At 64.0% G+C, this 24,516-nt stretch carries 16 protein-coding genes and 1 pseudogene; 7 read left to right on the top strand and 10 right to left on the bottom strand.

The features are described from left to right. Positions 1-14: 14 nt before the first annotated feature. Positions 15-10,547: a VCBS domain-containing protein gene (locus PspTeo4_RS09125; protein ID WP_322363348.1), complete on the bottom strand. Its 10,533-nt coding sequence runs from the start codon at positions 10,545-10,547 to the stop codon at positions 15-17. Between the two features lie 380 nt (positions 10,548-10,927). On the opposite strand from PspTeo4_RS09125, the gene PspTeo4_RS09120 reads away from it, so the two are divergent. Then, positions 10,928-11,353 (top strand): DUF2628 domain-containing protein, encoded by a 426-nt coding sequence (locus PspTeo4_RS09120; RefSeq protein WP_322363347.1) that lies wholly within the window; start codon positions 10,928-10,930, stop codon positions 11,351-11,353. 73 nt (positions 11,354-11,426) lie between these two features. Here PspTeo4_RS09120 and PspTeo4_RS09115 read toward each other — a convergent pair whose 3' ends face one another. Continuing rightward, positions 11,427-11,852, bottom strand: a complete 426-nt coding sequence (locus tag PspTeo4_RS09115; protein WP_322363345.1) for an anti-virulence regulator CigR family protein — start codon at positions 11,850-11,852, stop codon at positions 11,427-11,429. Positions 11,853-12,085: 233 nt separating this feature from the next. On the opposite strand from PspTeo4_RS09115, the pseudogene PspTeo4_RS29835 reads away from it, so the two are divergent. After that, positions 12,086-12,211, top strand: a pseudogene (locus PspTeo4_RS29835) (hypothetical protein); the annotation flags it as partial. 496 nt (positions 12,212-12,707) lie between these two features. On the opposite strand, the gene PspTeo4_RS09105 reads toward PspTeo4_RS29835, so the two are convergent. Further along, complete coding sequence (locus PspTeo4_RS09105) at positions 12,708-13,952, bottom strand: NADH:flavin oxidoreductase/NADH oxidase family protein (RefSeq protein WP_322363343.1); 1,245 nt, start codon at positions 13,950-13,952, stop codon at positions 12,708-12,710. A gap of 111 nt (positions 13,953-14,063) precedes the next feature. Here PspTeo4_RS09105 and PspTeo4_RS09100 point away from each other — a divergent pair, with 111 nt between their 5' ends. Beyond that, positions 14,064-14,492, top strand: coding sequence for a MerR family transcriptional regulator (locus tag PspTeo4_RS09100; RefSeq protein ID WP_322363342.1), 429 nt, complete (start codon positions 14,064-14,066; stop codon positions 14,490-14,492). Positions 14,493-14,495: 3 nt separating this feature from the next. On the opposite strand, the gene PspTeo4_RS09095 is transcribed toward PspTeo4_RS09100, so the two are convergent. Continuing rightward, complete coding sequence (locus PspTeo4_RS09095) at positions 14,496-15,449, bottom strand: LysR family transcriptional regulator (protein WP_322363341.1); 954 nt, start codon at positions 15,447-15,449, stop codon at positions 14,496-14,498. A gap of 147 nt (positions 15,450-15,596) precedes the next feature. On the opposite strand from PspTeo4_RS09095, the gene PspTeo4_RS09090 reads away from it, so the two are divergent. Genes PspTeo4_RS09090 through PspTeo4_RS09075 form a run of 4 tightly spaced genes read left to right on the top strand, consistent with a single transcriptional unit; the run spans position 15,597 to position 19,355 of the window. Beyond that, a complete protein-coding gene (locus PspTeo4_RS09090; protein WP_322363340.1) occupies positions 15,597-16,424 on the top strand; it encodes an amidohydrolase family protein in 828 nt (275 codons plus the stop codon). Positions 16,425-16,462: 38 nt separating this feature from the next. Then, on the top strand, positions 16,463-17,812 hold the full coding sequence (locus PspTeo4_RS09085; RefSeq protein ID WP_322363339.1) for an MFS transporter: 1,350 nt from the start codon (positions 16,463-16,465) through the stop codon (positions 17,810-17,812). After that, entirely contained in the window at positions 17,809-18,549 is a 741-nt protein-coding gene (locus tag PspTeo4_RS09080) for an SDR family NAD(P)-dependent oxidoreductase (protein WP_322363338.1), read from the top strand. The genes PspTeo4_RS09085 and PspTeo4_RS09080 overlap by 4 nt, the downstream gene beginning before the upstream one ends. Then, the gene (locus PspTeo4_RS09075) at positions 18,546-19,355 is read left to right on the top strand and encodes a sugar phosphate isomerase/epimerase (protein ID WP_322363337.1); all 810 of its coding nucleotides are present in this window, start codon (positions 18,546-18,548) and stop codon (positions 19,353-19,355) included. The genes PspTeo4_RS09080 and PspTeo4_RS09075 overlap by 4 nt, the downstream gene beginning before the upstream one ends. Here PspTeo4_RS09075 and PspTeo4_RS09070 read toward each other — a convergent pair. Genes PspTeo4_RS09070 through PspTeo4_RS09045 form a run of 6 tightly spaced genes read right to left on the bottom strand, consistent with a single transcriptional unit; the run spans position 19,317 to position 24,268 of the window. Further along, on the bottom strand, positions 19,317-19,808 hold the full coding sequence (locus PspTeo4_RS09070; RefSeq protein ID WP_322363335.1) for a DUF2878 domain-containing protein: 492 nt from the start codon (positions 19,806-19,808) through the stop codon (positions 19,317-19,319). The two genes, PspTeo4_RS09075 and PspTeo4_RS09070, sit on opposite strands and share 39 nt — an antisense overlap. Before the next feature lie 2 nt (positions 19,809-19,810). Further along, entirely contained in the window at positions 19,811-21,070 is a 1,260-nt protein-coding gene (locus PspTeo4_RS09065) for a cyclopropane-fatty-acyl-phospholipid synthase family protein (protein WP_322363334.1), read from the bottom strand. Further along, positions 21,045-21,857, bottom strand: a complete 813-nt coding sequence (locus tag PspTeo4_RS09060; RefSeq protein WP_322363333.1) for a DUF1365 domain-containing protein — start codon at positions 21,855-21,857, stop codon at positions 21,045-21,047. The genes PspTeo4_RS09065 and PspTeo4_RS09060 overlap by 26 nt, the downstream gene beginning before the upstream one ends. Then, positions 21,854-23,101, bottom strand: a complete 1,248-nt coding sequence (locus PspTeo4_RS09055) for an NAD(P)/FAD-dependent oxidoreductase (RefSeq protein ID WP_322363332.1) — start codon at positions 23,099-23,101, stop codon at positions 21,854-21,856. Before PspTeo4_RS09055 ends, PspTeo4_RS09060 begins: the two co-directional genes overlap by 4 nt. A 4-nt stretch (positions 23,102-23,105) precedes the next feature. Beyond that, on the bottom strand, positions 23,106-23,849 hold the full coding sequence (locus PspTeo4_RS09050) for an SDR family NAD(P)-dependent oxidoreductase (RefSeq protein WP_322363331.1): 744 nt from the start codon (positions 23,847-23,849) through the stop codon (positions 23,106-23,108). Then, on the bottom strand, positions 23,846-24,268 hold the full coding sequence (locus tag PspTeo4_RS09045; RefSeq protein WP_322363330.1) for a nuclear transport factor 2 family protein: 423 nt from the start codon (positions 24,266-24,268) through the stop codon (positions 23,846-23,848). Before PspTeo4_RS09045 ends, PspTeo4_RS09050 begins: the two co-directional genes overlap by 4 nt. Positions 24,269-24,516: the final 248 nt, after the last annotated feature.

Genomic DNA, 24,516 nt, shown 5'->3' with positions numbered 1-24,516 from the left:
GAAAGGCATCGGCTTCATGGGGTGTTGCTGCCGCGTCGCTGGGCGGCTTCGCGCAGTTGCGCACGGAAGCCCTTTGCCGCCTGCGGGGGTACTTCATCGGTGGGCACCATGTCGCCAGGTAGCGGTGCCCACAGCGACGGGTCTGGCAGCAACCCGTCGGCCGTCAGGGTGATGACGCCGTGGCGCCCGTCGACCCAGTTCTTGTCTTGCGCACTGCCGCGCTGGCTTTCTTCTACCGCATGGGCCACGAACTGGCCGGTGATCTGGCCGAGCTGGCTGCCGAGCGACTGGCTTTGGATTTCCGGCGTGGCGAACAGGTGCATGTTGCTGCCGTCGGCACTCCACGCCGACAGGGTCAGGGTCTGGTCGACGCGCTCGACAACCGGCGCCACGAAAATCGCCGGGGTGACGTTGGGCAGCGGTGCGCCGTTGTAGGCGTTGTTGCCGTCGCGGTCGAGGTAAGGGCCTGGTGGAATGTAAGGGCTGGAAATATCCAGTGTGATGGTCAGCAAGGCCTGGTCGGTGGCGCCGGCCAGGTCGCTGATGGTGTAGGTGAAATGGTCCTGAAGCACTTGCCCCAGTCCTGCAGCGGCGAGCACCTCGGGGTTGCTCAGGTCGATGGTGTAGGTGTAGCTGCCGTCGGCATTGAGCACCAGGGTGCCATAGCGCCCGGCGATGGGTTGGCCGATGACGCCGGCAGTGCCGCCAGTGTTTTCCTGGCCGGTGCGCACGCCGGTTACGCTCAGCCCGTCGCCACCGTCCACATCGCTGTCGTTGGGTAGCACGTTGCCACTGGTGTGCGGCGCTGGTACCTGGTCGCTGGCGGTGTTGCTGTCGTCGCGGGCCACCGGGTTGTCGTTGGCGCCTTCAATGGTGATGGTCAGGCGCGCATCCGAGGTGACGCCAGCGGTGTCGCGCATGCGGTAGGTGAACACTTCCTTCAAGGTTTCGCCGGCGCTGCGCATGGCCTGCACGGTGGGGTTGTCGTTGTCGACCCGATACAGGTAGCTGCCATCAGCCTTGATCAGCAGCGTGCCGTAAAGCCCCTGAAGCAGCTGGCCGGCGCTTGCGCTGCGGCCGTTCTCGCCGGTGTATTGCACCACCGTCTTGGTTTCGCCGTACTGCGCGCCATCGACGTCGGTGTCGTTGTCCAGCACATTGCCGCTGGGGTCGACCCCGGCTGTGCCATTGTTGACGCCGCCGGCTTCGACTGCGGTGGCGCTGTCGTCGTGGGCCAAGGGGAAGTCGTTGCGGCCATCGATGGTGATGCTCAGCGAGCCGTTGGCGGTGCCGCCCCACAGGTCGGACAGCAGGTAGGTGAAGTTGTCGACCAGGGTCTGGCCACTGATGCGCAGGGCCTGTACCGCCGCCAGGCTGTTGTCCAGCACATAGCTCCAGGTGCCGTCCTGGTTCAAGGTAAGGTCGCCGTACTGGCCGCGCAAGGTCTGTCCGACCTGGCTCGCATCGTTCGGCAGCGGGCCGTTGCCGCTCCAGAACGCCAGCACTTCCAGGGTTTCCGGGAACAGGATGTTGACGCTGTCCGGGTCGCTGTCGTTGTCCATCACGTTGCCACTGGGGTTGCTTCCCGGGACTGCATTGTCGCGGCCGCCGGCTTCGATGGCTTGAGCCTGGTCAGGGCCGGCGACCGGTGGCTGGTTTTCGCCGCGAATGAAGATGGTCAGGGTGGCGGTGTCGTTCAACCCACCGCCGTCGGTGACCTGGTAGGTGTAGCGCTGGATGACGAAGCCCAACGGCCCCAGGGCAATGATGTCGGGGTCGTTGGAGTTGACCACGAAGCGGTAGCTGCCATCGGCATTGAGGGTCAAGGTGCCGTAGTTGGTGGTGACGGTCCTGCTGCCGGTGACCGGGTCCAAAAGCGGGTTGCTGCTTTCGGCGCCCACGCCCACGGCGGTGACTGTCTTGGTGTCATTGGCATCCACGTCGGTGTCGTTGGTCAGCACGTTACCGGTGGGGTTGCGCCCGCCGTTGCCGTCGTCGTCCACGGCCACGGCATAGGCGAAATCGTCGTGTGCCACCGGGGTGTCGTAGCGGCCCTCGATGGTGATCAGGATCTGCGCCTGGGAGCTGGCGCCCGCTGTGTCGTGCATGCGGTAGCTGAAGGTTTCGCTCAGGCGCTCGCCGGCCTTGAGTGCCTGTACGGCCGCCAGGCTGTCGTTGACGGTATAGACATAGTTGCCGTTGGCCGTGATGCGCAGGGTGCCGTAGGTGCCCGCAACCACGGTGGCGCCTGCATTGACCTGGATGAAGGTGCCGCCGGCGGCGAGGGTGCCCAGGTAGATGCCATCGACGCTCTTGCTGTCGCCGGCGTCGACGTCGCGGTCGTTGGTCAGTGCATTGCCGCTGCCGGCCTGGCCGGGCGTGCCATTGTTGGCGCCGCCGGCCTCGATCGCAGTGGCACTGTCACTGACTGCGATGGGGGTGTCGTTGCGGCCGTGGATGACCACGGTGAAGCTGGTGGTGACAGTCTTGCCGTTGCCATCGCTGACGCTGTACTGGAACACCTCGGTAAGCCGGTCGGCGTCGGTGCGCAACGCCTGTACCGCGCTGTTGCTGTTGTTGACCACATAGCGATAGTTACCCTGGGCGTCGAGCACCAGGCTGCCGTAGTTGCCTGCCAGGCTCTGGCCGACGGTGCCGGCGGTTCCGCCCGGGCTGATCACGCCAGTGATGGTCAGGGTATCGCCATCCGGGTCGCTGTAGGCCGAACGGATGCTGCCACTGGGGTTCAGGCCCGGCACGGCATTGTTCAGGCCGCCTGCCTCGATGGCATCGACGGTCACCGGGTTGACCACGGGTGGGTCATTGACCCCGGTGACGGTGATCACCAGCTGGGCCTGGTCGCTGAGCCCGCCGCTGTCGTGGACTCGGTAGGTGAAGATCACGTTCAGGCTTTGCCCGGCGCTCAGCGCACGGATGGCCGGGTCGGCGCTGTTGACCACGAAGGTGTAGGTGCCGTCGGCGTTGAGGGTCAGCTGGCCAAAGTTGCCACTGATCAGGCGATTGTCGGCCAGGCGGGCGACGGTACCGACGATGGAGGCCGGCACGCCACTGGTCACCGGGCTGAGCGTGCCACCGCTGGCCTCCAGGCCGCTGCGTACACCGTCGACTTTCAGCTGGGTGGCGGTGGGGTGGTCGGCATTATCGACGTCGGTGTCAGCACCTATGCCGCCGTTGCCGGTGATGACATTGCCCGTAGCGTTGACCGGGGCCGGGCTGCCGTCACTGGCGCCAGCGGTGGCGCTGCCGCGATCGTCCACGGCAACCGGTGCATCGTTGGCGCCCTGGATGGTGATGACCAGCACAGTCACCGAGTTCAGGCCACCGGCATCGTTCATCTGGTAGGTGAACTGCTCGACCAGGGTGTCGCCCGGGGAAAGCGCCTGAACGGCGGCGTTACTGTTGTTGACCACATAGCGGTAACTGCCATCGGCATTGATGGTGAGTGCGCCGTATGCAGCCTGCACGTTGGCCGCCTGGCCGCTGGCGACCGGGAGAATTCTGCCGCCGCCGGGCCCGTCGTAACGCACCGAGTTGACCTGCTTGGTTTCGCCCAGCGCCACCGAGTCCACGTCGGTATCGTTGGTCAGCACATTGCCGGTGGCATCCCGCCCGGGTGTGCCGTTGTTGGTGCCACCGGCCTCGATGGCGGTACCGGTGTCACCCCTGGCCACGGGCGTGTCGTTGGCACCGTGGGTATTGACCAGCAACTGCGCACTGCTGGTCAGGCCGCCGCTGTCGACGATGTTGTACACGAACACATCACTGACGAAATTGCCTGCGGTACGCAGCGCCTGGACGGCCGGGTTGTCGTTGTCGACCACGTAGCGGAAGCCGCCGGTGGCAGTGATGAACAAGGTGCCGTACGTGCCCTGCACGACGGTGACGCCATTGGCGAGAACCGTGACGCCACCCGGGCTGACGCTGCTGGCGACTCGGGTGACGGTGAGCACATCGTCGTTGGTCGCGATGTCCACATCCACATCGTTGCTCAGCACATTGCCCGTGGGGTTCACGCCGGGGTCGGCATTGTTGAAGCCACCCGCTTCAACCGCGATGGCCTGGTCGTTGTGGGCGACCGGGGCATCGTTGACCGGGGTGAGGACGATGTTCATGACATCGGTGTCGGTCAGCGCATCGCTGGGGTTCTGCCCCGGAATGCCATCGCCGTTGACGGGCTTGTCGCCGAAGTTGCCCTGGTCGTTGGTGACCATGGTCAGGGTTTCTGGCTGTTTGGCGGTGTTGAAGTCCTGGTCGCCCTTGTAATACAGCTGGCCGAGCAGGGCATTGAGTTGCTGCAGCGTGCCGGTGAGCACCAGGCTGCGGCCAGCACCGGCCGGTGGCGTGGCGTTGGCGCCAGGGGCCGTAGCGGTTTGCCAGATCACGCCATGCACCACCGTCAGGGTAATGCTCATGACGCCATTGGCGTTGCCGGCGTTGACGTCCACATCGCTGACGCCCAGGCCGGTGATGTGCAGCACGGTATCTTCCTGGCCTTGCTGGTTGGCAACGGTATTGACCGGTGCCTCGTTCAGATGCACGTAGCCGGCGTTGGCCGTTCCCGTGGAGCCTTCGCCCAGGGACAGGTTGATACTGCCAAGGCCGGCGGACGTGGTGCCGGTGTCGGTATCGATGCGAATGTGGAAGCGATTGTTGGCGGCGACCTGGTGGTCCTGGGCCACCACGACCAGGTAGCTGCCCGAGGGCAGCAGGGCGAACTGATACTGGCCGCCGCTGGCGGTCACGGTGCTGAACGTCCTGTCATCGGCCGTGCCGAACAGGCCATCGGCGCCTGCCCAGGTGAGGTTGACCGCGATGCCATTCAGCCCGGGGCCGTCGGGTGTGATGCTGCTGTTGGCCGATTTGGTGTCATCCCACAGTGTGCCCTGGATCACCCCCATGCCAGCGCCGTCGCTGAGGATGTAGTTATTCAAGCCACTGGCACCATCCTGGCCCGTGCGCTCACCCGTGGCTGCACCAGCGCTGCCGGGCACCGAACCGCCCCAGCCGTTGGTTTCGAAGTTGGTGGGCAGGCTGGTCCAGGTCAGCACGGCGGAGCTGGCGGCATTGTCGGCGATGGTGACATTGGGCACGGTGACGGTGTAGATCACCTGCACCTTGTCGGTGGGGGCCAGCCGGGCGAAGTCGACAGTAATCGACGTGCCGTGGGTAAACGTGACGCCGGCAGGCAAGCTGTTCAGGTTCAGCGCCGTGCCGTTGAGCAGGATGCTTTGTATCTGATAGTTGCTGCCATTGGGAAACTGGTCGGTCAGGTGGGTGTTGTAGGCTGGTATGTCGCCATTCTGCGTGAAGCTCACCGATACCGTGGCGTTGGTTGTTCCGGCGCCTGGTGTCACGTCGATGACGGTTTTGTCCGGCTTGGTGAAGTTCGGCTCGACCACGCGCTCGAACAGCGTGTCGCTCTTGCCACGGTCCACGCCGCCATTGATACCGACATGCTCGTGGGCGGAAACCCCCAGGTTGGTACCGGCCTGATTGCTGGCAACGTTGCTGACCCGTACGTTGAACTCCAGCACCACGCCTTCGATGTCGGGGTCGTTGATTTCGTTGTTGGTCACGTTGCCGAGGCTGAACGTCACGGTCTGGCTACCGTCGGCGTTGGTGGTGATCACCAGGCGCCCGTTGTTGATGTCGAAGACCCCGGTTGGCACCGCCCCGGACAGGTCCGGTCGAATGCCCAGGGCCACGTCGCTCAACTCGTTGCCCTGCATGCTCAAGGTGCCGCTGCTGATCAGGTTGCTCGCATCGGTGGTCAGCCCCGAGGCGGTGTTGGAGACGAAGGCGATGAGAATTTTATTGAGGCTGGCGGGAATGAACTCCAGGCCTGCGGCAAGCTCGATGCGAATCTGGTAGTCGGGGTTGTCGCCGGTGGGCACCAGCACCGCGACGCGATAACGCACGATTTCGCCGATCACCACGTTTTCGCTGACGCCACTGGTGTCGGTGCCGCCACTGCTGTTGGTGGCCGGTGCGGTGTCGGCAACGCCACCGACCCGAGAGATACGCACGCCATTGCTGACCGGGAACACCAGCAGCGATGTGACGCGATAGTCATTCAAAACGCCACTGTTGAGCACGCCGTCGGCGCCACTGCGCTCGCCATTGGTTGTATCGACCGTGCTGTTGCTGCCGTTGAGGCTGGTCCAGCGCACATCCACGGCATTGGGGAACGCCGCTTCACCGGCTGCACTCGCATTCACGGTGCCTCTGAGCTGCAGGACGATGCTGCCACCGTTGGCGATGTCGATGTTGGCCCCGCTGATGCTGGTCAGTTGGCCGTTCTGGATGGTGAAGTCCGCAGTACCGTTCGAGCTTGCACCACCGCTGTTGATCACATTCCGGAGTGTTATGTTGCTCAGTTCGGTGGGCAGGCCGTCGAGCAGGCTGATGTCGAATGCATCGGTACCCGAGGTATTGCTGATGACGATCTCGAAGTCGACCACGTCGCCATCTTCATAGCCGCCGAACACCGGGGTCGAGGTGATCTGCTGGGTCACCGTGAGCGTCGGTTCGACGATGGTCACGCTGGGCTGCTGGCCGCTGTTGACGGTGCGGTCCAGCGCCGTGGCGCCATTGGGGGTATTGCCGTCCGGGTCGCTGTAGACCAGCTGTGCGCCATTGTTGAGCGTGGTGCCTTGCTGGTTGCCGGTGACGTTGCTGGCCACCAGAACCAGGCGAATCACGAAGCTGTTGTTGCCGACGACGTTGTCGGCCGTGGCCCCGGCGCTGCTGAACACCAGCATCAGGTCGGCGCCGTCGGCCCCGTTGGGTGTGAGTGGGTTGACGCTGAGGCTGCCGTTGAAGTTCGCCGCCAACGCCGCGCTGCCTGCGGTGGTGGTGATGATCTGGTAACCCAGGTTGCCGTTGAACCGTGGGTCCAGGCGCAGGCCTGGGGGAATCAGGTCGTTGATGCGCAAGCTGGCGGTGGAGCCTTCGGGCAGGGTGACCACGATGTCGTAAGTCATGCTTTCGCCGATCACCAGGTTGCTGCCGCTGGTGTGCGCGGCACTGGAATCGTCGTTGCTCAGGCTGCCGTTTTTGTAGGTCTTGGTGATGGTGGGGGCGGCAATTTGCTGGTTGGCGGTTTCCACCAGGTCGGTGGGGGTGAAGTCCTGGCCACCGTTGACGCTGGCGTAGTGGGTCAGCGCTGCGCTGCTTTGCAAGGTGCGGGAGGCCAGGATGGAATTGCTTACCGTGACGTCATAGGTGATCACCACCACGTTGGCACCGGACAGGTCGTTGGCCGTGCCGCTGCGGCCGGCCAGCAAGGTGGCCTGGCCATTGGCGTCGAGGAAGGTGATGGTGTTGCCGCTGACGCTGTAGTCGGTGCCCCGTACCAGCAGGGTGCCGTCACCGCGGTAGATCTGCAGGTTGGCCGCTGTCAGGCTGCCGCCGGCGAAGGACAGGCCGGCGGGCAGGGTGATGCTGGTGCTGACGTCGTAGGCGCCGCCGCCGCCGCTGTTCTTCAGCGCCGTGGCCAGGCGCAGGCGGTCGGCGCCGTCGATGCCGCTGACATTGCCGTCCACCGCCGCAAGGCTGGTGACGCTGCCGCTGAACGGTCTGCCGCTGGTGCCCGGCGCGGTCCAGGTGCCGGTGGTGCCGGTGACCGTGCCGTTGCTGCTCGATACCACGCCGTGCTTGATGTCCAGCACAGGCTCTGCGACCGACTCGATCACCGCCACGTCCGAAGAGGTGAGCACGGTCTTGTCCACCGTGGTGGTCTGGCTCGACTGCGCCAACACGTCAAGTGCGCGCTGGTCGGCGAACGGCTGGTCACCCACCACCATGGTGAACTGCACTTGCACGGTGCCGCCATTGAGGCCATTGGAGACGAAGTTGCCGAAGTTGAACACGATGGAGTTGCCGGGCCCGGTGGTGACGCTGTCGGGCACATCGCCAATGGTGTTGCCACTGCCCAGGCTCCATTGGCCGATGCCTGTGCCGTTGCTCCAGGTAATGCCACTGGCATTGAGCAGCGGCAGTGGCAGGTAGGCGGTGAGGGTGAAGTTCTCGTAGTCGGCGACCAGCAGGTCGTAGGAAATGGTGAACGTCACCACATCGCCGGGGCGCAGCTCGCCATTGGCGGGCGGGTTGGTTCCATTGACCCGGGTCAGCTCGATGTCGACGTTGGACGTGTCGATGGTGCTGGTGGTACTCGAACCGTCGGTTTGCTGGCTGCCGAGGTTGAGAGGATCCCGCAACACGGTGGCGGCCACCGTGGCATTGTTGCCGATGCTGTCGCCTTCGTTGAGCTGGTCGTGGGGCGGATGGTCGGTGGTATAGGTGGTGTCGATCACCGCGTCGTAGACGATGCTCAAACGGGTGGCGCCGTTTTGTTGCGTGTCGTTGCCGTACAGGTCGCCGAACAAGGCCGAGACGCCAGCGCCTGAAGTGGCCCGGCGGATGGACTCGGCGATGTCAAACACCAGCGTGGTGCTGCCGTCGGCGTTGGCCGTTTGGGTGTAGATCAAGGCAATGCTCTGGGACACGCCATTGGCCTGGATGACCATGGTCGGCGGGTTGCCCAGGCTGAACGTCTGGCCATCGCTGAGCAGGTCGGTGACGGTGAAGCGCCCTTGCTCGAGGATGTTCTCGCCGAAGGCGAAGAAGTCGGAAATCGCCACGTCCATGATGTAGCGCAGGGTGTCGCCGGGCGTCAGCCCAGGGGTGCCCACGTCGTTTTGCAGGTTCACCTGTTTGAGCAGGGTGATGGACTTGGCCACGAAGGTGATGCCCTGGCCGTTGCCGGTTTCGCTGAACGGGTAGCCATCCGGGTCGGTCGGGCGATCGCGTGGGTCCAGCGGGTTCCAGTCGCCGGTCACGGTGGCGGTGCCGAAACTGATGGTGACCGGGTTGCCGGTGGCCGGGTCGATCACTGGCCGGCCATTGGCGTCGATCTCGGGTACGTAGAAGCTGACCTGGGTATTGCTGGCGGCGCTGAGGGTGTCGTAATGGATACTGTAGCTGCTGATGAAGGCATCCGGGTTGGCCAGTGCCGCAGCGATGGCGGCCGGGTTGGTCAGCACCGTGCCATCGTGCAGGGTCACCGAGGTCAGGGTGCCCCCGGCGCCTGGGGTGATGGCGCTGACATGCACTTGGTCGGGCACGGTCTGGGTGACCGTCACATTGGTCAGCGTCTGCCCGGGGGCCGGGGTCACGGTGACGGTCTGGGTGCGGGTGTAGTTCGGGCCGGTGACTGTCTCGCCTTCGGGCATGTTGACCGTTTGCGTGACCTTCAACAGCGTCGGTGTGACGATGAAACTGTGCAGCGCCGATTCGACCAGGCTCGGGTCTTGCGCCGGGTTGTTCAGCGAGTCGTTGCCGTACTCGAAACCGGCGCGGGTGTTGATGGTGAGGTTGGGTGCACCATCGGAGTAGGTGGTGTCGGCCAGGTTGCTCAGGCGTGCGCTGATCTGGATGTCGATGCTCGGTTGGCCGCTGGTGACACTGGCATAAGGCAGCTGCAGCACCACCATCTGGTCGCCGGGCTTCATGCCGACACTGGTGGCGTTGATCACCAGGGCTTTGCCGCTGGCATCCTTGGCGAAGGGGTGGGTGGCATTGCCGCTGGCATCGAAGGTGAGCACCACAGCGTTCACTGCCTGCCCGAGGTAGGTGGCAGAGACGAATAAGGCGCCATCGTTGCCGTCCCGCCCGGTGGCTGGCATGAACAGGTCGATGTAGGGGGCGTAGCCTTCCTGAGTCGAAGGGTTGGTGAAGCTGACGGTGAAGTTGAACTGCTCACCGATCGGCACCGTTGCGCCACCACTGCTCAGGCTGGCGGTGGGGCTGGCATTGGCCAGCAGGCCCTGGAAGCGGTCCAGGGTCGAAGCGGCCAGGGCGATGGACTTGTCCACTTCGCCGCTGCTCACCTCCAGACGCCAGTCGCCCCCGGCCAGCGTGCTGCCGGTGGCATTGCTCGATGCGCCGACGTCGGCACCGGTGTAGCGGGCCAGTTCATTGACCAGGGCCTGGCCAGCAGTGCCTGCGCCGACATCGCAGCCATACAGCTGAATGTCCGCGCCAGCATTGAGTTCGCCTTGCCAGGCACTCAGGCGGTCACCCAACTGGTCGACCGTCTGCGCCGTGAACACCTGGTTGCCCAGGGTGAACTGGCCGGAGGCGCCGTGGGAAAACACCTGGATCGAGTCCACCTTGCCCAGGTGCGCCAGGGCATTGCTGATGGCGGCGATGGCGTCCTGGCCGGCATCCACCACCAGCGCGGTGGTGCCCACCGGCAGGTTGGCCAGCAGCTGGTCGCGGTTTTCCACGCGGGCATCGACCACCACCAGGTTGCGTGATGCACCGGTGGGCGCTGCTGTGCGGGCCTCGCTGGCGGTGGGCGCGGGGTGGCTGCTGTCCTTGGCCTCGCCGCTGCTGGTATCACTGTGTTGTTGATCTACAGCCACCGCGGCTGCACCGTCGAACAGAATGCGTTGCTCCAGGGCAAGCGCATGGGACCGCGGGCGGAAGAGGTTGGCCAAGCCGGCCTTGTGATTGCTGTCCATTTCGATACCTGCTCAGGATTTCAACGCCAGATTCAAGGCTAGAGCAAGCGTAGACGGTTTTTTGTCGGTGAAGGGTGGGTGCGACGGTGAGCTGGCGCCGGGACAAAAGTTGTAGCTAATAAGTAGGATATGCAAGCGTCGGGGTCATTAGTTCATATTAAATATTGTGTCGAGTTGAAACCGATGTCAGAATGCGCGCCGCGCGCACGCACAGTGGTCGATAGTCACTGGTGTGGCCTTATTTAAACTTGCTGTAAGTATGTGATGCTGTTCACGTTTTTGATCTGGCAAGTTTCGCTGAGTAATGGCGTTTAGGCATTATCCAGCATACAGGGAAGACTTTATAAGCCTCGGCCTGCAAAGGCTACAAGGAGCTATTCATGAGCGTTACAGAACAAACCCAAGACGTCGCCACCTACAGTGCTAAATGGCAGGAACGCTTTGCGTTCTTTGATGCGCACGGCGCACCCAATGCACCGACTTACAAAGAAGCGTTGAAGCAGTTGCCATTCAAGAAGAAGATTTTGGTCAATGGCAACTTCATTGCGTTCTTCTTCGGCCCTATTTATCTGTTCGTACTGGGGCTGTGGAAAAAGAACCTGGCGTTGTTGGGTATCATTATTCTGGCGTCCATGGTGGTCGATATTCTGTTCGGCCTGGCCGGTATGGAAACGCCAAAGCCGGTCGATGCCGGCTTCGGTATGGTGGTTAACTTGCTTTATGCCCTATCGACCAACTACGCCTACTACCTGAAAGAGCGCAAGGGCGAACAAGGTTGGAACCCGTTCAAAGGGATGCGCTGGTAACAGGCACGCCCTGAGCAAGCCCAAGCGCAGTGCATTCTCCGATGAAATGCACTGCGCTTTTTGCGTTTGCGCGTCAGTCCAGCACGTTGTGCAGCACTTCGTAGATCACCCCCGTGGCCAAGGTCACCAGCAGCAGGTCGGTGCCCGCCTGTTGCCATTCATAGCCGTCGTAGTGGGGTAGGCGGCCCAGCAGACGGCCATCGAGTTTCTTGGCAATGCCTGGCGGCAAGGGTTTACCGCGTGCCAGGTTCTTCTGGATGCCCGGTGGCAGTGCGGTGCCAGCGCTCCAGTATTTGCGGTTGTCGTCGAGAATGATGCGCACGCCGCCGACATCGATTGAAGGGCCACCGTGCCAGTCATTGCTGCCGCCCTGATGCCCCGAATTGCCATGTTGGCCCCCTTTGTCATGGCCTTTGCCTGGGTCGGCGAGCAGTGCGGGGCTTGCACCAATCAGCAGCAGGCTGAGGGCGGTCGATAACAGGGTTTTCTGTTTGAGCATCTCGGCTTTTCCTTGAGCACGGAAGGGTCTGCGACAGCTTAGCCAACACGCGGTCTGGTCGAAAGTCAGTGCGGCTGTGTTTGGCGCGCTGCATTTCGTCGGCTGGCGGAAAACTAAATCATTGTTCGCGAGTCTGAAGGCGATCCCACCTCGCCTTTGGAGGCGTACACATAATGAAAAAAACCTTGGTAGCCGTGTTTGCCTGTGCCTTTGCACTTGGGAGTGCGGCGTTGTTACCGGCTGATGTTTCACCGATTGGTTCGGCCTACGCCAAAGGTGGTGGCGGTGGCGGTGGCGGTGGTGGCGGTCATGGCGGTGGTGGTGGCCACGGTGGCGGCGGTGGCAACGGCGGTGGCCACGGTGCCGGTTCGGGTGGCAGCGGCAATGGCAACGGCAAGGGTTTGTCCGGTGACCATGCGGGCAAGGCCAGTCGCGACCATGGCGTAAGCGGAAATCACTACGGCAGCACCCGCAATAACGACCGTGGGCATGGCACCGCCACGTCCGGCGTTGCCCACTCCAAGGATACCCGTGGCCTGGCCAAGTCGACCGCTGTGTCGCGCACCACTCCGGGCGATCACAACAGCAAGGGCTTGAGCAACGCGGTTGGCTCGTCCTCCAAGAACGACCGCTGACCGGCTGTTCCAGGCTGCTTTGCAGCCAGGCACCGTGTTGCCTGTATCGCCGGCAAGCCGGCTCCCACATGGGCTGCGACGATCTTGAGATCACTGCAGCTCCTGTAGGAGCCGGCTTGCCGGCGATGAGGCCGGTACCAGCACAGCAAAGCCATTGAGGCCGATTGCGCATTGGTTTTTCTCCTTCAGGCACTATGCATGTCTTGAAGGCACCACCCAATCAATACGCTTGTCCCGCTCGGCTACCCATCATCTGCCGATAACGCCGGGTTCTACGCAGGGTGGACCACTGTTCCAGCAACAGTGCCCGCAGCGGCGAGGCATCCGGCTTGGGCCGGTTGCCACTGGCGAGCCTGCGCATCTGCAGCTTCACCAGCGACATATACGCGAGCGCAGCCATCGCCTTGCGCTTCCAGCGTATCGGTGGCAACTCGGCGGTGGCCGCTGACTCGCCGTTCTGCCAGCGCCGTGGCAGGGCCGGGTCGACTGCCAGCGCGGTGGCGATACCCGCCATGGCGACACCACTTGCCAGAACCTGCTCGACAACCGGCAAACGGCGAATGCCACCGGTCACCATCACCGGCATGCGGGCAATCGCGGCAATTTCGCGGGCGAACTCCAGGAAGTAGGCTTCGCGCGCCAGTGTCCGGCCGTCCCGGGCATCGCCCTGCATGGCCGGGGCTTCATAGCTTCCGCCCGACAACTCGACCAGGTCCACTGCCAGCTCGTTGAGCCACAGCACCACCTGACGCGCATCGGCCGGCTCGAAACCGCCGCGCTGAAAGTCTGCCGAGTTCAGTTTCACGGCCACCGCAAAGCTCGGTGACACTGCAACCCGCACGGCCTTGACCACCTCCAGCAACAGTCGCGCGCGGTTTTCCAGGCTGCCGCCCCAGCGGTCCTTGCGCTGGTTGCTCAACGGCGAGAGAAACTGGCTGAGCAGGTAGCCATGCGCAGCATGAATCTGTACCCCGCTGAAGCCGGCCTGTTCGGCCAGTGCCGCGGTGCGGGCGAAGCGCTGAATGATCTCGGCGATCTCGCTTTCGTCCAGTGCCTTGGGCAGGGCAAATAGCTTCGACAACCCGCCCATCTCTAGCGCAACCGCCGAAGGCGCCACGGTGGGCTGCCCGAGGTTGGCCTGCATCTGGCGTCCGGGGTGGTTGATCTGCATCCAGAACTGCGCGCCATGGGCTCGGCCGACGCGCGCCCACTGGCTGAAGCGCTGCAGTTGCTGGCTGTCATCGAGCATCACACCGCCCGGGCCGGTCATGGCCCGCGGGTCGACCATCACGTTGCCGGTCAGCAACAGGCCGGCACCGCCCTCGGCCCAGGCCTGGTACAGGCGCAGCAACTGGTCGGACGGCGTCTGGTCCTGGTTGGCGAGGTTTTCTTCCATGGCGGCTTTGGCGATGCGGTTGGGTATGAGGCTGCCGTTAGGCAGTTGCAACGGCTGGAAAGGGGTCATGATGCGCTCCGTTCAGGGTGCCGTGCATCGGTTACTGCGCGGCGGGGCTGTGTTGCGCTGAAGCCTAAGGTTAAAGTAAACCTTAAGGTCAATAGAGGAATCGCACCCCCGATGAAAATTGGTGAACTGGCCCGTCGCACGGGCCTGAGTGCATCACGCATCCGCTTTTATGAAGCCAGCGGCCTGATCGAGGCCCGGCGCCTGGGCAACGGTTACCGCGACTACCCCGAAGATGCCGTGCAGCGGCTGGAGGTGATTACCTGCGGGCAGCAGGCAGGCTTCAGCCTGGAAGAGATGCGCGCACTGACCCTGGAACCCACCGGCGGGGCCAACCGCCATGAGCGTTTGTTGGCCAGCCTCAAGGGCAAAGTGGTGGAAATTGAAGCGATGCAAGCGCGTCTTGCGCAAAGCCGCACGCACCTGCTGGCGTTGATTGCAGGCATAGAGGGTAAGCCGGTAGACATCAGCTGTGAGGAAAACGCCCAGCGCCTGCTCGCACGTCTGCGGGAGAATGACGAGCCGCACAGTCAGGCAACTTGAGGTTCAAGCCTGCGGCAGCTCGAACCCGGCAATGGCCCGCCCAAGTTTCAACGCCTGGGCATGCAGCACCCGCATCAAGTGCAGTGACGCCTGAGACGGTGGCTCGAAGCGCGAGTAGACGAAACTGATATCGAAGTGAATTTCCTCTGCCAGCGGCACCACCTTCAGCCCGCTGTCCTGCGCCACGAACTCGTCGATCAGTGTCAGGCCCATGCCTTGCTTGACCAGCGCCACGGCTTCGTTGGCATTGGTGAAGGACAGCAACGACTCAAGCTGCAGCCCCCGGCGCCGAATTTCCTCGGCCAGCAACCGGCCAAACGGCATGTCGGGCCTGAACAGCAGCAGCGCGTGCCCCTGCAATTGATGCAGGGCCAGCGATGGTTCCTGGGCCAGGGGGTGGTCGGCAGGCATCACCGCGACCATGCGCCCGCGCATGAACGCCTGGGACACCAGGTGGTCGTGCATCACCGGCAGCGCTGCAATCGACAGGTCGACTTTTTTCGACAGGATCTGGTTGGGCATTTCGTTCATCAACGAGGTCTGCCACTCGATGGTCAGCGATGGCGACTCGCGTTTGAGTTGGGCCAGTGCCCTGGGAATCACCACCGTCGACAACGAGGCGCTGCACGAAATACGCAAGTTGCGCTGGCTGCCCGAGGCCAGTGACAGCGCACATTCGTTGACCTGCAGCGCCGCCTGGTACACCCGTTCGACTTCGCGGAACAGGATGTTCGCCTCAACAGTGGGGACCAGGCGGTTGTTGATGCGCTCGAACAGGCGATACGCCAGGCGCCCCTCGATGTAGTGGATCAGCTTGCTCACGGCGGGCTGGGACACGTACAGCATTTTCGCCGCGGCACTGATCGAACCGGTCAGCATCACCGCGCGAAACACCTCCATATGCCGCAGTTTGAACACCATCGCGCTGGATTCGGGGCTTTCCTGGCCGGGGAACATGGGTATTACCTTTGGTTATGGTTTCTGCCATCTGTGTATGAGCGCCCAAAGCAGACGCACAGTATCTTCGTGCTTATCCGGTCGCCCTACCGGCGAACAATAACAAGATCTGCATGCAGGCGCAGCGGCGCCTGCCGGGAGCTGCGTGTGAACATCTTTGACGAACCGAAGATCGATTGCCATAACCATTTGTTTGACCCCGAGCGGTTTCCCTACCACCCGGACGCGCCTTATGCCCCTTCAGGCCAGGAAGTCGCCACCCTGGAGCAGTTCTCCCAGGTGATGGACGCCTATGGTGTGCAGCACGCCTTGCTGGTCGGGCCCAACAGCGGCTACCACACCGACAACCGCTGCCTGCTCGATGCGCTGGCGCGGGGGCAGGGGCGGTTCAAGGGTGTGGCGGTGGTCGAGGCTGATATCAGCCTGGGCCAGCTCGCTGCATTGAAGGAGCAGGGCGTGGTCGGGGTTGCGTTCAACCCGGCGCTGTATGGGGTGGGCTGCCTCGAGGGCAGCGAAGGCTTGTTCGGCAAGCTCGCCGAGCTTGACCTGTTCGCCCAGATCCAGGTGTGCGAAGACCAACTGCTGGACATCCAAACGCTGCTGTTGCGCATGCCCACGCGCTTGCTGATCGACCACTGCGGCCGCCCGGATGTCGCTGCAGGCCTGCAACAGCCAGGCTTTCAGGCGCTGCTGCGGCTGGCGGGGTCAGGCCGAGTGAGCGTCAAGCTTTCGGGCATGCAGAAGTTCGCCGCGCCGCACGCACTGCTTGAGCAAAGCGCCGCATACGTACAGGCCTTGATCGAGGCCTTCGGTGCGCACGCCTGCGTGTGGGGGTCGGACTGGCCCTTCATTCGCCAGCGCTCGCGCGTCGACTATGGCCCTTTGCTGAAACTCGCCGAACGCCTGATGCCTGACCCCGGTCAGCGCCGCCAGATCATGTGGGACACCCCCAGGCGCTTGTTCGGCTTTGCCTGATACCCGCGATGCCATTCCAATAACAAGAGAGCAACGTCATGAACACTGAGCACAACATCGGCTTGGGTGTGTTCGACACCCCTGCGCGCGTGCAGCAAAGGACGCGTACCCGCTTCATGATCCTGGCGCTGATATCCGGCGGCACCATGATCAACTACCTTGACCGCAGCGTGATGGGTATCGCCGCGCCCAGCATCAGTGCCGACATTGGCTTGAACGCGGCGATGATGGGCGTGATCTTCTCGGCGTTTTCCTGGACCTACGCCGCCGCGCAGATTCCCGGCGGCATTCTGATCGACCGACTGGGCACCAAGCTCACCTACTGGCTGGCGCTGACGCTGTGGTCGCTGTTCACCGGCCTGCAAGGCCTTGCCCACAGTTTCCTGTCGCTGCTGGGCCTGCGTTTTCTGGTGGGCGTGACCGAAGCCCCGTGCTTCCCCACCAACAGCCGCGTGGTCGCCACCTGGTTCCCGCAAAGCGAACGGGCCCGGGCGACCGGTATCTATACCTTCGCCGAGTATGTCGGGCTGGCGTTTCTCACACCGTTGCTGTTCTGGGTGCTGCATGCCTACGGCTGGCGCTTTCTGCTGATGGCCGTTGGCCTGATGGGCATTCTGTATGGCCTGGTCTGGTGGCGCAAATACCACGAGCCACACCAGTCGAGCAGCGCCAACCAGGCCGAACTCGATTACATCGCGCAGGGTGGCGGCGTGGTCGATGGCGGACAGAAGGCCACGGTGTTTCGCTGGTCGCAGATTCCGGCGCTGCTCAAGCACCGCAACATGCTCGGCATCTGCCTGGGGCAGTTCGCCTGCAACTCGACCAACGTGTTCTTCCTGACCTGGTTCCCGACCTACCTGGTGACCGAGCGGCACATGCCCTGGCTCAAGGTCGGCTGGGTCGCGGTGCTGCCGTTCATTGCCGCTTCGGTGGGTACCCTGGTCGGTGGCTGGTTGTCCGACGCCTTGCTGCGCCGTGGCTACTCGCTGAATGTCGCCCGCAAGTTACCGGTGATCGCAGGCCTGCTAACGGCATCGATCATCGTCCTGGCCAACTATGTGGAGTCCGATGCGCTGGTGATCGCCATCCTGTGCATTGCCTACTTTGCCCAAGGCATGTCGGCGCTGGCCTGGATGATCGTTTCCGACATCGCGCCCAAAGGGCTGCTGGGCCTGAGCGGGGGGCTGTTCAACCTGTTCGCCAACGCTGCCGGCATTGTCACTCCGTTGACCATCGGCATCATCGTCTCGACCACCGGCTCGTTCGTCTGGGCCCTGGCGTTCGTGTCCTGCATCACCGCGCTCGGTGCGCTGTGCTACCTGTTCATGGTGCGCGACCTGCGTCGCCTGCCGCAAATCCCCTGTGTCGAAAATGGAGCCAAACAATGAGCCAATCCCTTCAAGGACAGACTGCAATCGTGACCGGCGGCATGCGTGGCATTGGCCTTGCCATTGCCCGGCGGCTGCACGCCGAAGGTGCCCAGGTGGTGATCTGGGACCTGCGGGTCGACGGCTGGGACGGCGCCGAAAGCGGTTTCGAGCCGGTGTTGCGCCAGGCCGTGGACGTGTCCTCGTTGCCAGCGGTGGAGGCGGCGTTCGCCGATGTGGTAGAGCACACCGGTAGGGTCGACATTCTGGTCAACAACGCTGGCATCAACGGGCCGGTGGTGCCGTCGTGGGAGTACCCGGCAGAGGCCTGGGACAAGGTCATCGCCATCGACCTCAACAGCGTGTTCTATTGCTGCCGCACCGCCATCCCGCACATGCGTGCCCGGGGTTACGGGCGGATCGTCAACATCGCCTCCATGGCCGGCAAGGACGGTGTGCAGTACATCTCGGCCTACTCGGCCGCCAAGGCGGGTGTTATTGCCTTCACCAAGGCCGCCGCCAAGGAGCTGGCACAGGATGGCGTGCTGCTCAATTGCGTGGCGCCGGCCATGGTCGAGACGCCGCTGATGGCGGAAATGACCCCCGAACACATCGCCGCGAGCAAGGCCAAGATCCCCATGGGGCGGTTCCTCAAGGCCGAGGAAGTGGCCAACATGGTGACCTGGATCGCCGGGCCAGAATGCAGTTTCACCACCGGGTTCGTGTTCGACCTGAGCGGTGGGAGGGCGACCTATTGACCAGCCTGGGGGTTGCTCACCTCACCGCTCTGGACCTCGCGCCCGTGACCTTGGTGCGCGAGGCCGGGCGTGCGGGGTTCGCTTCGGTGGGCTTGCGGCTGCACCCGGTGATGCCGGGGGCGGTTGCCTACCCGCTGCCGCCTGCCAGCGCCCAGCTGCGCGAGCTGCTGGCGGTGATGGATGGCGAGGGGGTGGGCGTCAACGACATCGAATTCGTTTCCCTGACACCGGAGGTGGTGGTTGCCCAGTACGAGCCACTGCTGGCGGCGGGCGCACAACTGGGGGCCGTCAGCCTCACAGTATCTGGGGATGACCCGGATTGCTCGCGGCTGGCAGACAACTTCGCCGCGATGTGCCAACTGGCCGAACGCTACGCACTGCGGGTAGACCTTGAGTTCATGCGTTGGCGGCCGGTGGCGAACCTGCAGCAGGCGGTCGCCGTGCTGAAGGCGGCCGGGCAGGGCAATAGCGGTGTACTGGTCGATACGCTGCACCTGTTTCGCTCCGGGGGCGATGCGACGGCCATCGCCCAGGTTGAGCCGCGCTACCTACGCGCCGTTCAATTGTGCGATGCCCCTGTGCAGGCGCCGCCCGAGGCGTTGATCGTGCAGGAGGCGCGGGAGGGGCGCCTGCTGCCAGGCCACGGGCAACTGGCCCTGGCGCAGGTGATGGCCGCGCTGCCCGCTGATGTGCTGGTGAGTGTGGAAACGCCATCGGTGCAGCTGCAAGGCACAGAGCGCCTGAGCAAGGCCTACCACTTCACGCGATCATGGCTTGCCAGCGGCAACGCGCAGACAAAGGGGTAACCACAGCGCCCAGATCGGCGCCAGCAGCAAGGCGGTGGCCCAAGCCCCCAAGGGAAGCTCGACGCCCGCCAGCGGTGCGCCAGTAACGTAGGCCAACGGCCCGCCGAGCAACCCTAGCAGCACGCCATACCAGGCGGGCTGCCGGGCCCAGGCCAGGCTGTGGCGCAACCCGCTGGCCAGCACCAGCCACAGCATGGCCAGCCACAGGGGCAAAGGTGCATGGGCGAATGCGAATACCCCCAGCGCCCCTAACCCGGCATCCAGCAGGCAACCGAGCACGCCCACACGCAACAGCGCACTGGCCTCCGCACGCGGGTTGCGGCAACTGCCCACATGCACCGCCAGGCCGATTGCCACCCCCGCCAGCAGCCAGGGATGCCGGGCGCCCAGCACGCAACCCCACCAGCCAGCCTGCAGCCACAAGGCGTTGCCGACCAGCCAGGCGCGCGACATGTTCAGGCATCCAGCACCGGTGCCCGACGCGCATTCGGTGCCGCCCACAGCAACTGAGCCACGCCGATTGCCCTTTCCTCGAAACCGCCCTGGCAATAGCACAGGTAGAACTCCCACAAGCGCTGGAAGGTTTCGTCATAGCCCAGCTCCAGCAAGGCCGAGCGCGACTGGCGCAGGTTGTCGCGCCAGTGCCGCAGGGTGCGCGCATAGTCCAGGCCGAAGTCCTCCATGTGCACCAGGTTCAGCGCGGTCTGGCGGCCGGCGATGTCCAGCAGCACGCTCAGCGAGGGCAGGGCGCCGCCGGGGAAGATGTAGCGCTGAATGAAGTCCACCGAGCGCCGCGCCTGGACGTAGCGCTGGTCACGGATGGTGATGGTTTGCAGCAGCATCAGGCCATTGTCCTTGAGCAAGGCGGCGCACTGGCGAAAGTACGTGGGCAGGTAGCGGTGGCCGACGGCCTCGATCATTTCGACCGACACCAGCTTGTCGAAATGCCCGCGCAAGTCGCGATAGTCCTCGCGCAATACCGTGATGCGTTGCTCCAGGCCCAGCGCCTGCACACGCTTGAGGGTATGCGCGTACTGCGCTTCGGAAAGGGTGGTGGTGGTGACCCGGCAGCCGTGCTGGGTGGCGGCGTGGATGGCCAGGCTGCCCCAGCCGGTGCCGATTTCCAGCAGGTGCTCGTCGGGCTGCAGGTCGAGCTTGCGGCAGATGCGTTCAAGCTTGTTCAACTGCGCGTGCTCAAGGCTTTGCTCGGGGCTTTCGAACTGCGCCGCCGAGTACATCATGGTGGGGTCGAGCAGGCGTTCGAACAGCGCATTGCCCAGGTCATAGTGGGCCAGGATATTGCGCCGCGCACCCTGGCGGTTGTTGCGGTTGAGCCGGTGCAACAGGCGCAGGGCCGGGCGCCCCAGGCGGGCCAGGCCGCCCTCCATGGCGTCGAGCACCGCAAGGTTGGCGACGAACACCCGGGTGACCGCCGCCAGGTCGGGGCTGCGCCAGTAGCCGTGGAAATAGCCCTCGCCGGCGCCAATCGAGCCATTGCTGGCCACCAGGCCCCATGCCGCCTCGTCGACCACCTCGATTTCAGCCCAGAGGGTGCTGCCAGCGTCGCCGAAGGTCCACTGCCGGTCCTGGCAGATCAGTCGCAGGTGGCCGTGGCGAAGCCGGCGCAACTGAGCGAGTACTGCGCTTCTGGCCAGGTTGCCGAGCAGCGAGCTCAGGCAACCTGGCTTGCTAACGCTCAGGATGGGAAGTGACATGCTTGGATTCCTCACGAACAGGTTGGCCAAGGCCCAGGTCGCCATGGCTTGCGGTGTGCTGATGCAGGGGCGTGCGTTTGAGCAGCAGGCGCAGCGCCTGCCAGTAGATGGCCGCCAGGGTGACCAGGCTCATCCACGGAAAAGCCAGCACGTGACGGCGCAGGGCAGGTGCATCCAGGGGTTGACGCTTGAGCGCCAGGTCGGCCTCGAACACTTTGCCGGCCCCACGCCAGTTCTCCATGTGAATGCGCACATGCTGTTGGTTGACGAAAAAACGCAGGCGGTATTGCATGTCCAGGGGCATGAAGGGTGAGACATGAAAGGCCTTGGCCAGCGCGAACTGCCCGGCTTCGCCAGCGGTAACGGGCAGCACATAGTGGAAGCGTTCGCGCCATGGCGTATTGCGCACTTCCAGCAGGATTGCCGCCAGTTGCCCATCCAGGGCATGGCAGAAATAGAAGCTCACCGGGTTGAACGACAACCCCCAACTGCGCGGCTGGGTCAGCAGGTGCACTGGGCCTTCTGGCACTTGCCCGGTGGCGCGGCCCACCAGTATCCGGGCGGCCTCGGCCAGCGAGGTGCCATGCCGGGTCAGGGCCGGCAGGTAATCGCGCTCGCGCCAGCTCATCGGGGCCAGGCGTGCACTGCCGAGCAAGCGCGACAGCCCCAGCAGTTCGCGCTGCTCGTCCAGGTCCAGATAAAGCATGCCGACCTGGTAGCGAAAGCCATGCATATGCGGCTCGAAACGCCGGTGGCTGACCCAGCCTCGGCACAGGCTGCTGTTCACAGGTGCTCTCCAAAGTGCCTGGCGACGCGCAGTGCGCTGACCACGCCATCTTCGTGAAAGCCATTGGCCCAGTAGGCGCCGCAGAAGTAGCTGTGCTGCTGGCCTTGCAGCTCGTCCTGGCGGGCCTGGGCTGCAAGGGCCGCCAGGCTGTATTGCGGATGGGCGTATTCAAAGCGCGCCAGAACCTGCGCCGGGTCCACCAGCGCGGTCTGGTTCAGGCTCACGCAGAAGGTCACCGGTGCCTCGATACCCTGCAAAATGTTCATGTTGTAGGTCAGTGCGGCGGGGGCGTGCGGGGCGCCGCCCAGGCGGTAGTTCCAGCTGGCCCAGGCCTTGCGCCGACGCGGCAGCAGGCGAGTGTCGGTGTGCAGCAGCACATCGTTGCTCGCGTAGCGCAGCGCGCCCAGCAATTCGCGCTCCTTTGCACTGGGGGACTCAAGCAGGCCCAGGGCCTGGTCGCTGTGACAGGCGAACACCACGTTGTCGAACCGCTCTGGCCCGGCGCTGCTGGTGATCGTTACACCGCCTTCGTCGCGGCTGACCCGCAGCACCGGGCAATTCAGGCGAATACGCTCGGCAAAGCCTCGGCACAGGGGTTCGATGTAACTGCGCGAGCCGCCTTTTATCACTTGCCACTGGGGACGCTGGTTGACCGAGAGCAGGCCGTGGTTACGGAAGAAACTGACGAACAGCTGCAATGGAAAGCCCAGCATGCCGGCCTGCGGCATGGACCAGATGGCCGAACCCATGGGCACGATGTAGTGCTCGATGAAGCGCCGGCCGTAGCTGTGCATCTGCAGGTATTCGCCCAGGGTGGTGGCTGGGGCGATGCGCTGGCTTTCGAGGTCGGCCTGAGCTTGGCGATTGAAGCGCAGAATATCCCCGAGCATGCCCCAGAAGCTCGGCGACAACAGGTTGCGGCGCTGGGCGAACAGGCTGTCGAGGTCGTGGCCGTTGTACTCGAACCCACTCAAGGGGTCGTGCACCGAAAAACTCATCTCGGTCGGTTGCCAGGCAACGCCAAGCTGGCCGAGCAGGCGCATGAAGTGAGGGTAGGTGCGGTCATTGAAAACGATGAAACCGGTGTCCACGGCGTGGTGCTGGCCCTTCCACTGCACATCCACGGTGTGGGTGTGGCCACCGACCCAGCTGGCGCTTTCGAACACCGTGACCTCATGACGGCGTGCAAGCAGGTAGGCGCAGGTCAGGCCGGCGATGCCGCTGCCGATGATGGCGATACGCATGTGGCTACCCCCGCGCCAGCCGCTGGCCCAGCAGCAGCCGCCAGCGTGCCGGCAGCGCGCCGAGCAGGCGTAGAACGAGGGTGAACAGGGTTGGGAAGGTGATTTCCAGAGGTCGCCTTGGCAGCCGCACGATGATGTAGTGCGCGGCGCGTTCGGCAGTCCACAGCTGCGGCATGGGGAAGTCGTTACGGCGAGTCAGCGGGGTGTCGACGAAGCCGGGGCTGACCAGTGTCACGGCAATGCCCTCGCGGCTCAGGTCGATGCGCAGCGACTCGATCAGGTAGCGCACAGCGGCCTTCGATGCGCCATACGCCCCGGCCCGAGGCAGCGCCAGCCAGCTGACCGAACTGCCCATCACCACCAGCTGCGGGCGCTGGCCCCGGCGCAGCAGAGGCAGCGCCGCCTGCAGGCAATGGCAAACCCCCATCAGGTTGGTGTGCAGCACCCGCTCGACCAAGGCGCTGTCGAACTGGCCGGGTTCAAGGTACTCGCAGGTGCCGGCATTGAGGATCACCAGGTCCAGCGCGCCCCAGGCGAGTTCGATTTGTTCAACCATGGCCGCTACCTGATGCGTCTCGCTGACATCGCCTGTGGTCAGCAGCACCTGCCCCGGGTACGCCGCTGCCAGGTGTTCCAGAGCTTGGGCGTTCCGGCTGCCCAGGGCGAGCTGGTGGCCCTGTTCCAGCAGGCAGCGCGCCAGTGCGGCACCGATGCCGCTGCTGGCGCCGGTCAGCCAGCAGCGGCTCATGCCAGCCGACCCTTGAGCCAGCCCACGACCGAGCCGAGCACGGGTACCTGCTCATAGAGCAGGGCGCCCGCGTCGAAGTAGTCCTGGTGCAGGTGCACACGGTCGGTCCAGCACAGGTGGCTGCAGCCTTCCAGGCTGATCAGCCCACCACCGGCCAGACGTGGGTGGCGAAAATGCAAGGTCCAACGCAGGTAACCACGGCCGGGGGCGGCTTCGTCGGCATCGTGGAAGTCGTAGCGCACGTCTTGCACATTGGCGTACAGCTTGGCGAAGTAAGCCTGCAAGGCCGGCAGGCCGTGTATCTGGTGCAGAGGGTCACGGAACGCGATGTCAGGGCTGTACAACGCCTCCAGTTTCTCCAGGCAGCCTGCGTCCAGTGTGCTGAAGCGTTGGGCGAAGGATTGTAGAAACAAAGACATGGCGGCTCCCGGCTATCTTGTACAAAGCCAAGAGTTTGTACAGGTATGAGATGAAGCCTAGGCCGGAAACTGTACAAGTCAATTTTTTTGTACAGTGCTTTCGTCGAAGCGCAGCTTAGTCAGGAATTGAGCAAGACAGTTGCTCCTACAGGCACTGCGGCGATCTCAAGGCCGGAGCGGTCCTTGTGGGAACAACTGTCTTGTGTTGCCTGTACCGGCCTTATCGCCGGCAAGCCGGCTCCTACAGG

Source organism: Pseudomonas sp. Teo4 (genome assembly GCF_034387475.1).
Classification (GTDB): domain Bacteria; phylum Pseudomonadota; class Gammaproteobacteria; order Pseudomonadales; family Pseudomonadaceae; genus Aquipseudomonas.
Note: the sequence above shows the minus strand (reverse complement) of the source record. Positions and strands in the feature narration are given on the sequence as shown.